The organism is Castellaniella sp., from assembly GCF_034675905.1.
Taxonomy (GTDB): domain Bacteria; phylum Pseudomonadota; class Gammaproteobacteria; order Burkholderiales; family Burkholderiaceae_B; genus Castellaniella.
The window spans coordinates 24,531-37,525 of the sequence record NZ_JAUCCV010000004.1 but is presented as its reverse complement, the minus strand read 5'-3'; the positions used below and the strand labels follow the sequence as shown (position 1 = coordinate 37,525).

Annotated in this window: 15 protein-coding genes; 10 read left to right on the top strand and 5 right to left on the bottom strand. The window is 63.1% G+C overall.

Translation table 11 applies throughout. The annotated features are described in order from the left end of the window. Positions 1 to 14 precede the first annotated feature (14 nt). The 8 genes from VDP79_RS05075 (at position 15) to VDP79_RS05040 (ending at position 7,573) form a co-directional block, all read left to right on the top strand. Entirely contained in the window at positions 15 to 731 is a 717-nt protein-coding gene (locus VDP79_RS05075; RefSeq protein ID WP_323017142.1) for an SDR family oxidoreductase, read from the top strand. Next, positions 731 to 2,086 (top strand): DNA repair protein RadA, encoded by a 1,356-nt coding sequence (gene radA, locus VDP79_RS05070; protein ID WP_323017141.1) that lies wholly within the window; start codon positions 731 to 733, stop codon positions 2,084 to 2,086. The genes VDP79_RS05075 and radA overlap by 1 nt, the downstream gene beginning before the upstream one ends. Positions 2,087 to 2,098: 12 nt before the next feature. Next, positions 2,099 to 2,884: a sulfite exporter TauE/SafE family protein gene (locus VDP79_RS05065; protein WP_323017140.1), complete on the top strand. Its 786-nt coding sequence runs from the start codon at positions 2,099 to 2,101 to the stop codon at positions 2,882 to 2,884. Then, positions 2,881 to 3,579, top strand: coding sequence for a 3-deoxy-D-manno-octulosonic acid kinase (locus VDP79_RS05060; RefSeq protein WP_323017139.1), 699 nt, complete (start codon positions 2,881 to 2,883; stop codon positions 3,577 to 3,579). Before VDP79_RS05065 ends, VDP79_RS05060 begins: the two co-directional genes overlap by 4 nt. A gap of 61 nt (positions 3,580 to 3,640) precedes the next feature. Then, on the top strand, positions 3,641 to 4,738 hold the full coding sequence (locus VDP79_RS05055) for a polyamine ABC transporter substrate-binding protein (RefSeq protein WP_323017138.1): 1,098 nt from the start codon (positions 3,641 to 3,643) through the stop codon (positions 4,736 to 4,738). A gap of 5 nt (positions 4,739 to 4,743) precedes the next feature. Then, positions 4,744 to 5,868 (top strand): ABC transporter ATP-binding protein, encoded by a 1,125-nt coding sequence (locus VDP79_RS05050; protein WP_323017258.1) that lies wholly within the window; start codon positions 4,744 to 4,746, stop codon positions 5,866 to 5,868. After that, positions 5,865 to 6,764 carry an ABC transporter permease subunit gene (locus VDP79_RS05045; RefSeq protein ID WP_323017137.1) on the top strand — a complete coding sequence of 300 codons (900 nt, stop codon included), beginning with the start codon at positions 5,865 to 5,867 and terminating at the stop codon, positions 6,762 to 6,764. The genes VDP79_RS05050 and VDP79_RS05045 overlap by 4 nt, the downstream gene beginning before the upstream one ends. Beyond that, positions 6,761 to 7,573 carry an ABC transporter permease subunit gene (locus VDP79_RS05040; protein WP_323017136.1) on the top strand — a complete coding sequence of 271 codons (813 nt, stop codon included), beginning with the start codon at positions 6,761 to 6,763 and terminating at the stop codon, positions 7,571 to 7,573. Before VDP79_RS05045 ends, VDP79_RS05040 begins: the two co-directional genes overlap by 4 nt. A 9-nt stretch (positions 7,574 to 7,582) precedes the next feature. On the opposite strand, the gene VDP79_RS05035 is transcribed toward VDP79_RS05040, so the two are convergent. Both VDP79_RS05035 and VDP79_RS05030 read right to left on the bottom strand, forming a co-directional pair. Further along, positions 7,583 to 9,058, bottom strand: coding sequence for an inorganic phosphate transporter (locus VDP79_RS05035; RefSeq protein ID WP_323017135.1), 1,476 nt, complete (start codon positions 9,056 to 9,058; stop codon positions 7,583 to 7,585). Positions 9,059 to 9,203: 145 nt separating this feature from the next. Next, entirely contained in the window at positions 9,204 to 9,950 is a 747-nt protein-coding gene (locus VDP79_RS05030; RefSeq protein WP_323017134.1) for a carbonic anhydrase, read from the bottom strand. Between the two features lie 225 nt (positions 9,951 to 10,175). On the opposite strand from VDP79_RS05030, the gene rpiA reads away from it, so the two are divergent. Further along, positions 10,176 to 10,859 (top strand): ribose-5-phosphate isomerase RpiA, encoded by a 684-nt coding sequence (gene rpiA, locus VDP79_RS05025; RefSeq protein ID WP_323017133.1) that lies wholly within the window; start codon positions 10,176 to 10,178, stop codon positions 10,857 to 10,859. A 126-nt stretch (positions 10,860 to 10,985) separates the two neighbouring features. After that, positions 10,986 to 11,705 (top strand): phosphate signaling complex protein PhoU, encoded by a 720-nt coding sequence (phoU, locus tag VDP79_RS05020; protein ID WP_323017132.1) that lies wholly within the window; start codon positions 10,986 to 10,988, stop codon positions 11,703 to 11,705. A 34-nt stretch (positions 11,706 to 11,739) separates the two neighbouring features. Here the strand turns inward: phoU and VDP79_RS05015 are convergent, their stop codons facing one another. The 3 genes from VDP79_RS05015 to VDP79_RS05005 form a co-directional block, all read right to left on the bottom strand. After that, positions 11,740 to 12,057, bottom strand: a complete 318-nt coding sequence (locus tag VDP79_RS05015; protein ID WP_416233054.1) for a BrnA antitoxin family protein — start codon at positions 12,055 to 12,057, stop codon at positions 11,740 to 11,742. A gap of 1 nt (position 12,058) precedes the next feature. Then, positions 12,059 to 12,358, bottom strand: a complete 300-nt coding sequence (locus VDP79_RS05010) for a BrnT family toxin (RefSeq protein ID WP_323017131.1) — start codon at positions 12,356 to 12,358, stop codon at positions 12,059 to 12,061. Between the two features lie 281 nt (positions 12,359 to 12,639). After that, complete coding sequence (locus tag VDP79_RS05005; RefSeq protein ID WP_323017130.1) at positions 12,640 to 12,912, bottom strand: oxidative damage protection protein; 273 nt, start codon at positions 12,910 to 12,912, stop codon at positions 12,640 to 12,642. Positions 12,913 to 12,995 lie beyond the last annotated feature (83 nt).

The window sequence follows — 12,995 nt, the reverse complement described above, 5'->3', positions numbered from 1 at the left end:
CCAAGGACCTTCCCATGAAAAATAGCTGTGTGCTCGTCACGGGCGCGACCAAAGGCATCGGCTGGGCCGTCAGCCAGCGCTTGGCCGATCAGGGCTGCCATGTGGTGGGTTTAGCCCGCCATACGGCGGACATCGATTTTCCCGGCTATCTGTATGCCTGTGATCTGGCCAATGCCGGTGAAACGGAGGAACTGCTGCGGGTGATCCGCGAAAAATATCCGGTCGACGCCGTGGTCAACTGCGTCGGGCCTGTGATGCCGGAACCCCTGGGCGAGGTCGATCTGGCGTCCTTGTATCAGGCGTTCGACCTGAACGTGCGCGTCGCCGTGCAAGCGGTACAGGCTTTTGTGCCGGGCATGAAAGCCCGCAAGGCCGGTCGCATCGTCAATCTGTGCAGCCGTGCGGTCTATGGCTCGGCGGGGCATACCAGCTATTCGGCGGCCAAAAGCGCGCTGCTGGGATGCACGCGCACCTGGGCGCTGGAATTAGCGCCTTACGGCGTGACCGTCAATGCCGTGTCGCCGGGACCCGTGGAAACCGGCTTGTTCCGGGCCGAATATCCGGTGGGCAGCGAGGCCGAACGCGCCGTGCTGGCTTCCATTCCCTTGGGCCGCTTGGCCCAGGCCGATGAGGTCGCCGCCGCCGTGGTCTTTCTGCTCAGCGACGAGGCCGCCTTCATCACCGGTCAGGAACTCGGCGTGGATGGGGGCGGCAGCCTGGCGGGCCGCTGATGGCCAAGGCCCGCACCCTGTTTCTGTGTACGGATTGCGGCGGCACGACCGCCAAATGGGAAGGCCGCTGTCCCCACTGCGGCGCCTGGAATACCCTGCAGGAATCCCGCGAGTCGGCAGCATCGGCCACGCATCGCTTTGCGCCGTTGGCGGGGTCGGCGCCAGTACGTCGCCTGTCCGACATCGAGGCCCGTGAACAGGCTCGCAACCCCACCGGCATCGAAGAATTCGACCGGGTATTGGGCGGCGGGCTGGTGGCCGGCGCCGTCGTGCTGATCGGCGGTGATCCGGGCATTGGCAAATCCACCCTGTTGCTGCAGGCCCTGGCCAGTTTGTCAGAGCGCGGGCCGGTGCTGTACGTCACCGGCGAAGAATCCGCCGAGCAGGTGGCCTTGCGGGCCCAGCGTCTGGGTGTATCCGGGGATGCCGTCGATCTGCTGGCGGAAATCCGCCTGGAACAGATCACCAGCGCCCTGGTCGAGCGCCGGCCTGGCGTTGCCGTCATCGATTCGATCCAGACCCTGTATTCGGGTGACCTGACGGCAGCCCCTGGCTCGGTGTCCCAGGTGCGCGAATGCGCCGCCCAGCTGACCCGGGTCGCCAAGCAGACCGGCGTGACCTTGATCCTGATCGGTCACGTCACCAAGGACGGGGCGCTGGCCGGTCCTCGTGTGCTGGAACATATCGTCGATACCGTGCTGTATTTCGAGGGCGATACGCATTCCTCCTTCCGCCTGGTGCGCGCCATCAAGAACCGCTTCGGCGCCGTCAATGAACTGGGCGTATTCGCCATGACGGATCGCGGCTTGCGCGGGGTCAGCAATCCTTCGGCCTTGTTTCTGGCCGGACATGCCCGGCAGGTGGCGGGCTCGTGCGTCATGGCCACACAAGAAGGCACCCGGCCGTTGCTGGTCGAGGTCCAGGCGCTGGTCGATACCGCCCATGTGCCCAATCCCCGGCGGCTGTCGGTCGGCCTGGAAAGCAGCCGTCTGGCCATGCTGCTGGCCGTGCTGCATCGGCATGCCGGCGTGGCGACCTTTGATCAGGATGTGTTCGTCAATGCAGTGGGCGGGGTGCGCATCATGGAGCCGGCCGCCGATCTGGCGGTGGCGCTGGCAATCCTGTCGTCCATGCGCGATCAGCCTTTGCCCGAAGGGCTGCTGGCATTTGGCGAAATCGGTCTGGCCGGTGAAATCCGGCCGGCTCCCCGCGGGCAGGAACGCCTGCGTGAAGCGGCCAAGCTGGGCTTTGGGCGGGCCATCGTGCCGCGCGCCAATCTGCCGCGCCAGGGGATCGAGGGCCTGGAAATCCAGGCGGTGGATCGTATCGAGGATGTGCTCAGTGTCTTGCGCTAAGGGTCGTTTGTGATGGTCGAGAGCCTGTGGCTGATTCCCGCCTGCCTGTTGGTGGGCGGGGTGATCGGGTTTTCCGGCGGGGTGCTGGGCATCGGCGGCGGTCTGTTCGCCATTCCGCTGCTGGGCCTGGTGCTGGGGTACGAGCAGCAGGCGGCCCAGGGGACAGCCTTGATCATGGTCCTGCCGGCCGTCTTGCTGACGGTGCGCAAATACCATCAGCGCTCTCCCATCGATCTGCGCTCGGCGGCTGCCGGCGCCGGCAGCTCGATCGTGTTCACCTGGATCGGCGCCCAGATCGCCCTGGGCATCGATCCCTGGCTGCTGCGCCGCATTTATGCCGGCTTCGTGTTTCTGATTGCCTTGTTCTATTTTCGGGAAAGCCTGGGTCGCAAGGCGCGGCAGCGGGCAGACAGTGATTTTCGTGAAGTCGGCCAGGTGCGCCGCTTATGGTATTTCCTGGTGGGTATCTTCGCCGGGCTGACCGGCGGGATCTTCGGCGTCGGCGGCGCCGTGCTGGCGGTGCCCCTGATGACGACGCTGTTCCGCCTGCGCCAGACTTCGGCGCAGGCCTTGGCCTTGACCATGATCGTGCCGGGGACCGTGGTGGCCTTGAGCACCTATGCCTGGCACGGGCAGGCGCATGGCCTGGTGGGGATTCCATTGGCCCTGGGCAGCCTGTTGTGCGTGCCTTACGGCGTGCGCCTGGCCTATGCCTTGCCCGAGGCGCGGCTTAAATTGATCTTTGCCTGCATGCTGCTGCTCATCATGGCGCTGCTGCTGGCGCGAGGGCCGGCATGATGGCGCTGCCCGCCGGCTGGGTACGCCGTCCTGCTCCGGCAGGCGCCCTGTGCGTGCCGGAACGGCTGGCTGCTGTGGCGCAGGCGGAATGGTTCGACCCTCAACGCCCGGGAGCCGTCGCGGTGGGCGAGGGCGGACGGCAGGCCGCCTGGTTTGTGGAAGGCGATCACGGTGGAGCAGTCCTGCGGCATTACCGGCGCGGCGGGCTGCGGGCGCGCCTGGGGCGAAACGCCTATTTCTGGTTGGGGGAATCCCGGGTGCGGGCCTGGGCCGAAGTACGGGTGCTGGCGCATCTGCAGGCGGCAGGCTTGCGGGCGCCGGAACCCTTGGCGGCAGCCTATTGGCGCACTGGCCTGTTCTATCGCAACGCCATTCTGATCGCCCGGATTCCAGGCGCGCGGGCATTGGCGGGCCTGCTGGATCAGGCGGATCCGGACACTGTCGCGCAGGCGATCCTGGCTGTGCACGACGCTGGCGTCTGGCACGCGGACCTGAACGCCTACAACATTTTGTTCGACGGACAGGGCCAGGTCTGGCTGATCGATTTCGATCGCGCCCGCCTGGGTGTTGTGTCCCCGGGACAGCGGCGTAAAAATTTATTGCGTCTGCGGCGGTCTTTGGTTAAGGTAGCCGGCGCGCGCGGAGCGCAGTGGTGGGATGCACTGGACGGAGCCTATCGGCGGCTGTCTGCCTGAAAATGGCGGCGCCATCCGGTCCCGGTGATCCCCTTGTTGACCTTTCTATGGGGACCTTGCCATGAAAATCGGCACCGTTCATACCCTGTTGGCCACCGCCGCGCTGCTTGCAGCCGGGGCGGTGCATGCCCAGGATCGCGTCGTCAATGTCTACAACTGGGCTGAATACACGGCACCTGACACGCTGTCCGGCTTTGAGAAGACCACCGGCATCAAAATCCGTTACGACGTCTACGATACCAACGACACCCTGCAGGCCAAGCTGCTGACGGGTAAATCCGGTTATGACGTGGTCGTGCCGTCCACGCACTATGCCGCCCGTCAGGTTCAGGGCGGCCTGCTCCAGAAGCTGGATCGTTCGAAAATTCCCAATTGGCAGTATCTGGACCCCGATCTGATGGCGCTGGTCGCCACGGTGGACCCTGGCAACCAGTATCTGGTGCCTTGGGGCTATGGCACCAATGGCCTGGGTTACAACGTCACCAAGGTGCGTGAGGTCATGGGCGCGGATGCTCCCCTGAATTCCTGGGACATGCTGTTCAAGCCTGAAAATGCCGCCAAGCTGCAGTCCTGTGGTATTTCCGTGCTGGACGAGGCTGCCCAGGTGTTTCCCGCCGCACTGCACTATCTGGGCAAAGATCCCAACAGCAGCGACCCCAAGGACTACGAGGCCGCCTTGGCCTTGTTGAAGACCATCCGTCCCTATATCCGTCAGTTCAGTTCGTCGGGCTATATCGATGAATTGGCGTCCGACGGCCTGTGCATGGTCTATGGTTTTTCCGGCGATGTGATGATCGCCTCGGCGCGGGCCCGCGAGGCGAATAAATCCTATGCCATCGACTATTTCATCCCCGATGGCGGTGCGCCGGTCTGGTTCGACACCATGGCCATCCCCAAGAGCGCCGAACATGTGGACGAGGCGCACGCCTTCATCAACTACATCGAAACTCCGCAGGTGCACGCGGCCATCACCAACACCATGTTCTATCCGAACGCCAATCAGGAAGCCCGGAAGTACGTGGTCAAGGAAGTCGCCGACAATCCCATGATCTATCCCTCGCCGGAAGTGTCCCGCACGCTGTTCGTCATCAAGCCGCAACCCATGAACATCCTGCGCCTGCAGACGCAGATGTGGGCGCAGTTGAAGACCGGGCGCTGATGATCATGCAGGACCCGCGCGGCATGCCTCGCCAGGGCGAGGCCGATGACTTCGTGCGCATCGAGGACGTGGTCAAGATCTTCGGCGACACGGTGGCGGTGAAATCCGTCAGCCTGTCCGTGCGCCGGCACGAGATCTTTGCTTTGCTGGGCAGCTCGGGCTGCGGCAAATCGACGCTGCTGCGCATGCTGGCCGGTTTCGAAGAGCCCACGTCCGGGCGCATCATCCTGGACGATGAAGACATCACCAGCCTGCCGCCGCATCGGCGGCCGGTGAACATGATGTTCCAGTCCTACGCCCTGTTTCCGCACATGACGGTGGAAGCCAACGTGGCCTTTGGCCTGAAACAGGAAGGCGTGCCGCGCCATGAGATCCACGAACGGGTCTTCGAGGCCCTGGATCTGGTGCAGATGGCCGGCTATGCCCGGCGCAAGCCCCATCAGCTGTCCGGCGGCCAGCAGCAGCGCGTGGCGCTGGCCCGCAGCCTGGTCAAGCGCCCCAAGCTGCTGTTGCTGGACGAACCCATGTCGGCGCTGGACAAGCAGATCCGCCAGGCCACGCAGATCGAGCTGGTGAAGATTCTGGATCAGGTGGGCGTCACCTGCATCATGGTGACGCACGACCAGGAAGAAGCTATGACCATGGCCCATCGCCTGGCCGTCATGACGGAAGGCCAGATCGTGCAGTGCGGCACGCCGCACGATGTCTATACCTTTCCCAGCACCCGTTTCGTGGCCGGTTTCATCGGTTCGACGAATCTGTTCACCGGCACCATCGTGGTGGATGAGCCCGACCATGTGCTGATCGAAAGCGACGCACTGTCGCGGCCGCTGTACGTCAGCCACGGCATCAGCGAACCGCTGGGCATGGAAGTCCACGTGTCCATCCGTCCGGAACAGATCCGCGTCAGCCGCCAGGCGCCGGAATCCGAATCCAACTGGGGACACGGCATGGTGTCGCATGTGGCCTGGATGGGCAGCACGACCCGCTACCAGATCCGCCTGGATGCCGGGCAGACCATCGAAGCCAGCGTGCCCAGCCTGGACTGGAGCCAATCGGACGCGCCCGGCGTGGACGAAGAGGTCTATGTGGCCTGGTCCCATGACGCCGGGACGGTGCTGGCCTCATGAACCTCAGCCGCCGACCCAGCGCTCGCCAATGGGCGATTGCCGTGCCCTTTGCCTGGCTGACGCTGTTTTTGCTGGTGCCGTTCCTGCTGGTTCTGAAGATCAGTTTTTCAGATCTGCAGTTCGGTATTCCGCCGTATCTGCCGATCGCCGCCTTGCAGGACCAGACCCTGTCGCTGGCGCTGCATCTGCGCGGCTACGTGCTGCTGTTCACCGACAGCCTGTATGCGGCGGTCTATCTGAACTCGGTCAAGATGGCCCTGATCACGACGCTGTGCTGCGCGTTGATCGGTTACCCCATGGCGTATCACATCGCCCGTTCGCGTCCGGAAATCCGCAATCTGTTGCTGCTGGGCGTGATTCTGCCGTTCTGGACCTCGTTGCTGCTGCGGGTCTATGCCTGGGTCGGCATTCTGCGCAACGACGGGCTGCTGAACCATCTGTTGATGAGCCTGGGGCTGATCGACGCTCCGCTGGAAATCTACCGTACGGACCTGGCGGTCTATATCGGGTTGATCTACGCCTATCTGCCGTTTTTCATCCTGCCGCTGTACGCCAACCTGGTGAAGCTGGATGGCCGCCTGCTGGAAGCCGCCTACGATCTGGGTGCGCGGCCCTGGCGGGCCTTTTTGCAGATCACGCTGCCCTTGTCCATGCCCGGCGTGATTGCCGGGGCTATGCTGGTTTTTATTCCATCCGTAGGGGAATACGTGATCCCCGAGATGCTGGGAGGGGCCAACACCCTGATGATGGGGCGTGTCATGTGGAACGAGTTTTTCAATAATGCCGACTGGCCGATGGCCGCCGCCGTGACCTGCGTCATGGTGTTGTTGCTGCTGGTGCCGCTGTCGCTCTTTCAGTACAACCAGGCCCGTCAGATGGCCGGGCGGGAACGATGATGCGGCAGTCATCCTGGTTCCGTTTTCTGTCTTTGGCTGTCGGCTACGGGTTTCTGTACGTGCCTATCATCTGCTTGATGGTGTTTTCCTTCAATGATTCCACGCTGATGAACTCCTGGTCTGGGTTTTCGCTGCGCTGGTATCGTTCGCTGTTTCAGGATCAGGCCTTGCTATCGGCGGCGCGCCTGTCCTTCCTGATCGCCTTTCTGACGGCGACGGCCGCCGTGGTGATGGGCACCTGGGCCGGTTATGTGCTGGCCCGCATGGGACGTTTTCGCGGCTTTGGCCTGTATATCGGCATGCTCAGCGCGCCGCTGGTCATGCCCGAAGTCGTGCTGGGCATTTCGCTGCTGCTCATGTTCGTGGAGTTTTCGAAGATCGTCGGCTGGCCCGACGGCAATGGTCTGTTCACCATCTGGGTGGGGCACGTGACCTTGTGCACGGCTTATGCCGCCGTCATCATTCAATCGCGCGTGCGCGACCTGGATCGTTCGCTGGAAGAAGCCGCCCTGGATCTGGGCGCCTCGCCGTTGAAGGTCTTTTTTCTGATTACCCTGCCGCTGATCGCCCCGGCGTTGCTGGCCGCCTGGTTGCTGGCCTTCACGCTGTCGCTGGACGATGTGGTGGTGGCGGCCTTCTTGTCCGGACCGGGTTACACCACGCTGCCGCTAGAAGTTTTTTCCCGCGTGCGCCTGGGCCTGAAGCCTGAGATCAATGCACTGGCGACACTGTTCATCCTGCTGGTCGGCATCATCGTCGTCGCCGTCAATCGGATGCAGATCCAGGCCTCCCGGCGGCAGGCGGGGTAAGCGCCGCGCCTACAGGCCCAGCGTCAGCACCGCCAGGGCGAACAGACCTGCCGACAGCAGCATGCTGGCCGGAAAGGTCAGCAGCCAGGCCAGCAGGATGGTGCGCACGGTGCCGTTGTGCAGGCCGCTGCGGTTGGCCACCATGGCGCCGGCCACGCCCGAGGACAGTACCTGCGTGGTCGACACCGGCAGACTGAACGCATTGGCGATACCGATGGCGCCGACGGCGGTGATCTGGGCGGCCATGCCTTGGGCATAGGTCATGCCCTGCTTGCCGATCTTTTCACCCACGGTCCGCACGACGCGGCGCCAGCCCACCATGGTACCCAGGCCCAATGCCAGCGCGACGGCCGCGATCACCCAGAGCGGTGCATATTCCGTCGTCGCCGACAGGTCGGTGCGCAGGCGGCGCAGATCGGCGGCCTCGCCGGCGGGCAGCACACCCAGGCTGGCCACCTTGCGGGCCGTGTCGTCCAGGCAGAGCAGGTGACGGCGCACGCGTCCTCGCGTGTCGGGCGACAGTTCGTCGTAGGTGCGCACGCCATCCAGACTATGGCGCACCGCCTGGATGGCGGACAGGGTGTTCTGCGGATTGCAGCGAGGGGCCGGGGGCAATTCGGGGTTGTGCGACTGCCGGATCGCCAGGTAGTCGCCCAGGACCGCCTGGTTGCGCAGGTACAGGTCGTTCAGATGGGCGGCGGCATCGTAGGTGCGCTGGATCTGGTAGGGCGTGCTGGCCGGGTTCAGGACGAACTGGGCAGGAACGATGCCGATCAGCACCAGCATGACCAGGCCGATGCCCTTTTGTCCGTCGTTGGAGCCATGCACGAAGCTGACGCACAGGGCCGACAGCACCAGCACCAGGCGGTTCCAGAAGGGCGGGTGCTTCTTGTCATTGATGGCGCGGCGTTCTTCGGGTGTCTTGTGCATCTTCGACCCGGCGAACAGCTTCTTGAGACCCAGCAGCAGCAAGGCCGCCACGACGAAGCCGGCCAACGGCGAGATGATCAGCGACAGGCCGACGTCCAGCGCCTTGCCCCAGTTGATGCCGGCGCCGATGGGCAGGCCGGTCAACAGACCGTTGGTCAGACCCACGCCCAGGATCGCACCGATCAGCGTATGCGAGCTGGAGGCGGGGATGCCGAAATACCAGGTGCCCAGGTTCCAGGCGATGGCCGTGATCAGCATGGAAAACACCATGGCCAGACTGCGCCCGTTATTCAGGTTCAGCAGCATGTCCACGGGCAGGAGATGGACGATGGCGTAGGCCACGCCCACGCCGCCCAGCAGCACGCCCAGGAAATTGCAGATGCCGGAGAAGAACACGGCCAGGTGCGGCGGCATGGCCTTGGTATAGATGACCGTGGCGACGGCATTGGCGGTGTCGTGAAAGCCGTTGATGAATTCAAAGACCAGGACAAGCGTCAGCGCCAGCACCAGGCTGAGCCCAACCGCCAGGGGCAAGCCCGAGAATAGGTCAAACATAGTGGGAAGGAACGTTCGGGAGACGCGGCATTATTGCAAATTTGACGAAGACTGGTGTGAACGGAAGCCTTCTGATGGGCGTTGCCCCGCTCTGATCTGCCGCACCGCGCCGCCTGGAGCGCAGCGCCTCGTGCATCCTCGGTCATCAAATCAGGAAATCGACCTTGCCCGTATCCAGGCGGTAGATCCCGCCGGCAATCTTCAGTTTCCCGGCTTGTTGCGCCTGGGCGATGATGTCGGATCGAGCCGTCAGGTCCGCCATGCTGTTGCGCACGTTCTGTTCGATGGCGGCGTCCAGCAGCCCGGCTCGGTTCACACCGGCCTGCTGGACGGCGGGAATCAGTGCCGTCACCAGGGACTGGATATGGCCAGGGAATTGTGCGTGGTCTTTCACCGCTTTGACGGCGGAGCCGACAGCGCCGCATTTCTCGTGTCCCAGGACCAGGATTGCGGGTACCTCCAGCACGGCCACGGCATATTCCAGGCTGCCCAGCATATCGTCATTGGCGAAATTGCCCGCGACCCGCGCGACGAACAGGTCACCGCGTGCGCTGTCGAATGCGTATTCGGGTGCGACGCGCGAATCGGCGCAGCCCAGAATGGCGGCGTAGGGATTCTGGCCGCCGGCCAGCGCCTGGCGTTCATGGGCGAAATTGTGGCGCAGCCTGACACCGGAGACATAGCGCTGGTTGCCTTCGATCAGGCGTTGGATGGCTGCGTCGGGCGATAGGTCGTTATCGGGTTTGGGCAGCCCTTTGGCTTGGGCCGTTGGGCTGGCTAAGCCGCCGATCCCGGCGGATGCCGTCAGGGCAAGCGCCAGGGCGGCTGATGAGCGCAGGAAACGGCGGCGGGATACGGGTTGCGCGTGTGTACAGGATATCGAATTGCACATATGGGTTCCCCTCGAAGGCGTCCGGACGGGCGGTTGGCCTGAACTAAATCGTTGATATTCTGAAAATAATATGGATGCGGAGAGTGATATTACCGGTTCCGGCGGCAAGCGTGGGATTTTCAGGCGTGCCGGTGACTGATCACGTGGCGCTGTCGCTGCAAAGCCTGCATCTGCCGCCGCAGCCCTTAAAATACAGACCTTTCTCACACTGACCGGATGTTTCCCATGCTGACCCAGGATGAACTGAAGCAACAAGTCGCGCAGGCTGCGCTGGATTATGTACTGCCGCAATTGCAGCCCGATAGCATCCTGGGGGTGGGGACGGGGTCCACCGTGGACCGTTTCATCGATCTGCTGGCGGCGCACCGCCAGGCTTTCCATGCGGCGGTATCCAGTTCCGAACGCAGCACCCAGCGTCTGCAGGCGGCGGGTATCCGCGTGCTGGATCTGAATGACATCACCGCGACGGCGCTGTACGTGGATGGGGCCGATGAGATCGATCATCAGCTGAACATGATCAAGGGCGGGGGCGGCGCGCTGACCCGGGAAAAAATCGTCTCTTCGGTGGCGGACCGTTTCGTCTGCATCGTCGACGCCTCCAAGCTGGTGGACCAGCTGGGCGGCTTTCCGCTGCCCATCGAGGTCGTCCCCCTGGCGCGCGAGGCCGTCGCCCGCGAGATCCGCCAATTGGGCGGGCAGCCGGTGCTGCGCGCCGGATTTACGACCGACAATGGCAACCAGATTCTGGATGTGTCGGGGCTGCGCTATGGCGATCCGGCCGCCTTCGAGGCCATGCTGAACAATATCCCCGGCGTCGTCTGCTGCGGCCTGTTTGCAATCTCCGGGGCGCATGTGGCGCTGGTGGCGGGGCAGGACGGCGTCTCCAGGCTGGAATTGCAGGACGACTGACCGTCGACTGACCGTCATGTGATTGTCATATCCGCCTGCTATGCTGGGCTTCTTTCCAAGCGGCAGGCGTGATGGTACGCTGTGCCCTCCTTGAAATCGCCTGCGCGGCAGCAAAAAGGTCCCTCGATGCTGGAACATACCAATAAACAATTTCACGGTGAACTCGAAACCACGCGGTCCATGTTTCTGCAGATGGGGGGTCTGGTCGAGTCCATGGTGCTCGACGGCATCCAGGCGCTGTCCGAAGGCGAATTGCAACTGGTGGAACGGGTGCGGGAACACGAGCGCCAGGTCAACCAGTTCGAGATCGATATCGACGAGCGCATCAGCCAGTTGATCGCCCGCAACCAGCCCACGGCCGTCGACCTGCGGCTGTTGCTGTCGGTGTCGAAGATGCTGACCGACATGGAACGCTGCGGCGACGAAGCCGAAAAAATCGCCAAGGTCGCCCGTCGTTTGCACGAGGGCGATTCGTCCTATGAACCCGTGATCGAACTGCGCCACATGGCCGACGCCGTGGCGGCGATGATCAGGGCGGCGCTGGACGCCTTTGCCCGCGAAGACCCGGTGGCAGCCGCCCAGGTGGTGCGCAACGATAAAGACGTGGACAAGGAATGGAAAGCCTCCCTGCGCCACATCATCACCTACATGATCGAAGACCCGCGCACCATTTCGCATTCCATCGACCTGATCTTCGTCGCCCGCGCGTTGGAACGCATCGGCGATCATGCAAAGAACATGGCCGAACGCGTCATCTACATGGTGCGCGGCGACGATGTGCGCCATACGGGCGTGACCAATACGGAACGGCTGGCGCGGGGCGAACCGCCCGAACCCCGCGACTGATTGCGTGCGTCGCCTATGGGATCTGGATGCTTATCTAATCCTGGGGGCGACCAAGCGACGGGCCGTGCGTTTTCAGCCAATCGCGCAATGCAGCATTGATCCGTGTCTGCCAACCTGGTCCTGCTGCCCGAAAAGCATCCAGGATATCGCGGTCGAAACGGATCGTCGTCGATTTCTTGTCGCTGCCGACAGGGCGCCCGCGGCGCTTGCGCGCTGCCAGGATTCCGGACCGCATTTCCTGTTGCGAGAGCGGTTTGTCGTCCAGGTCCTTGCCATCCCAGACATAAGGGCTGGCAGCGCGGACACGCGCCACATCTGTCAGGCTTTTTCCTGCTATGGATGCCGTCCGCATGTCATCCAGTGACATCGAAGTCATTTTCGAGCCAGCCATGATAGATGCTCCTTTCTTCGAGACTGGCAGGTCGGAAACTGATAATCCTTAACCCGCCGTTCCGGGTGTGGTGCACGACAGTCAGCACTGCCAGCATGTCGAACACATAGGCGAAGGATTGTGTTCGCCACTCATCCTGCCGCATCTGGTCTATGTCGAGCCTGTAGGGGCTGCTGAGAACCAGGGCGGCGTCAATAAAGTCCAGGCCGTGTTTCGCCAGGTTGGACGCCCGCTTCGCTTCGTCCCAGTGTATGACATCCATGGATTTATTGTTGTAACGATAAATAGGAGGATGGCGTTCTGGGGGTGAGCGTCTCCCAGGTGGAACATCCGTCCTGGGAGTACAGCATTGGCGTCCGTTTGAGGCTATCTTGGTTTTATGGACTTGATCGGTTTTATCCTATGGGAGGTATGCTGATCCTGCCCGAGTGGACCAGTGATCGAAGGCCTTGGGTTGCGCAATCCGCCGAAAGCCCAGGCGTCCGTGCCGTCGCATGCAAAACCCCGCCGTAGCGGGGTTTTGTGCATCTGGGGTTGCAGGCATCAGGCAGAGGGCGGCGTATACCCCTGAGCCTCGACGTCCTGGTCTTCGAACAGAAAGGCTTTCATGCGATCCGCCAGGAATTTGCGCGCGTCGGGGTCGGCCAGGCTGAGATGGTTTTCATTGACCAGACGGGTCTGGATGTCCTGCCATTTGGCCCAGGCGTCTTTGGAAATTTCCCGCCAGATGCGGGTACCCAGTTCACCGGGGTAGGGCGGATAGTCCAGGCCAGGGGCCTCGCGGTTCAGTTTGCGGCAGTGGATCATGCGGGCCATGGTCGGGGGATCTCTCGTCAGGTGGACAACAAGCCATTGTAGCGGCTGCCGGGCGAGGCGCCCGAGGCGCGCGTCCGCGGCCT

Excerpts from the sequence above, each read along its gene's own strand:
- VDP79_RS05075 (WP_323017142.1), top strand. The coding sequence starts at position 15 with ATGAAAAATAGCTGTGTGCTCGTCACGGGCGCGACCAAAGGCATCGGC.
- radA (WP_323017141.1), top strand. The coding sequence starts at position 731 with ATGGCCAAGGCCCGCACCCTGTTTCTGTGTACGGATTGCGGCGGCACG.
- VDP79_RS05065 (WP_323017140.1), top strand. The coding sequence starts at position 2,099 with ATGGTCGAGAGCCTGTGGCTGATTCCCGCCTGCCTGTTGGTGGGCGGG.
- VDP79_RS05060 (WP_323017139.1), top strand. The coding sequence starts at position 2,881 with ATGATGGCGCTGCCCGCCGGCTGGGTACGCCGTCCTGCTCCGGCAGGC.
- VDP79_RS05055 (WP_323017138.1), top strand. The coding sequence starts at position 3,641 with ATGAAAATCGGCACCGTTCATACCCTGTTGGCCACCGCCGCGCTGCTT.
- VDP79_RS05050 (WP_323017258.1), top strand. The coding sequence starts at position 4,744 with ATGCAGGACCCGCGCGGCATGCCTCGCCAGGGCGAGGCCGATGACTTC.
- VDP79_RS05045 (WP_323017137.1), top strand. The coding sequence starts at position 5,865 with ATGAACCTCAGCCGCCGACCCAGCGCTCGCCAATGGGCGATTGCCGTG.
- VDP79_RS05040 (WP_323017136.1), top strand. The coding sequence starts at position 6,761 with ATGATGCGGCAGTCATCCTGGTTCCGTTTTCTGTCTTTGGCTGTCGGC.
- VDP79_RS05035 (WP_323017135.1), bottom strand. The coding sequence starts at position 9,058 with ATGTTTGACCTATTCTCGGGCTTGCCCCTGGCGGTTGGGCTCAGCCTG.
- VDP79_RS05030 (WP_323017134.1), bottom strand. The coding sequence starts at position 9,950 with ATGTGCAATTCGATATCCTGTACACACGCGCAACCCGTATCCCGCCGC.
- rpiA (WP_323017133.1), top strand. The coding sequence starts at position 10,176 with ATGCTGACCCAGGATGAACTGAAGCAACAAGTCGCGCAGGCTGCGCTG.
- phoU (WP_323017132.1), top strand. The coding sequence starts at position 10,986 with ATGCTGGAACATACCAATAAACAATTTCACGGTGAACTCGAAACCACG.
- VDP79_RS05015 (WP_416233054.1), bottom strand. The coding sequence starts at position 12,057 with ATGCGGACGGCATCCATAGCAGGAAAAAGCCTGACAGATGTGGCGCGT.
- VDP79_RS05010 (WP_323017131.1), bottom strand. The coding sequence starts at position 12,358 with ATGGATGTCATACACTGGGACGAAGCGAAGCGGGCGTCCAACCTGGCG.
- VDP79_RS05005 (WP_323017130.1), bottom strand. The coding sequence starts at position 12,912 with ATGGCCCGCATGATCCACTGCCGCAAACTGAACCGCGAGGCCCCTGGC.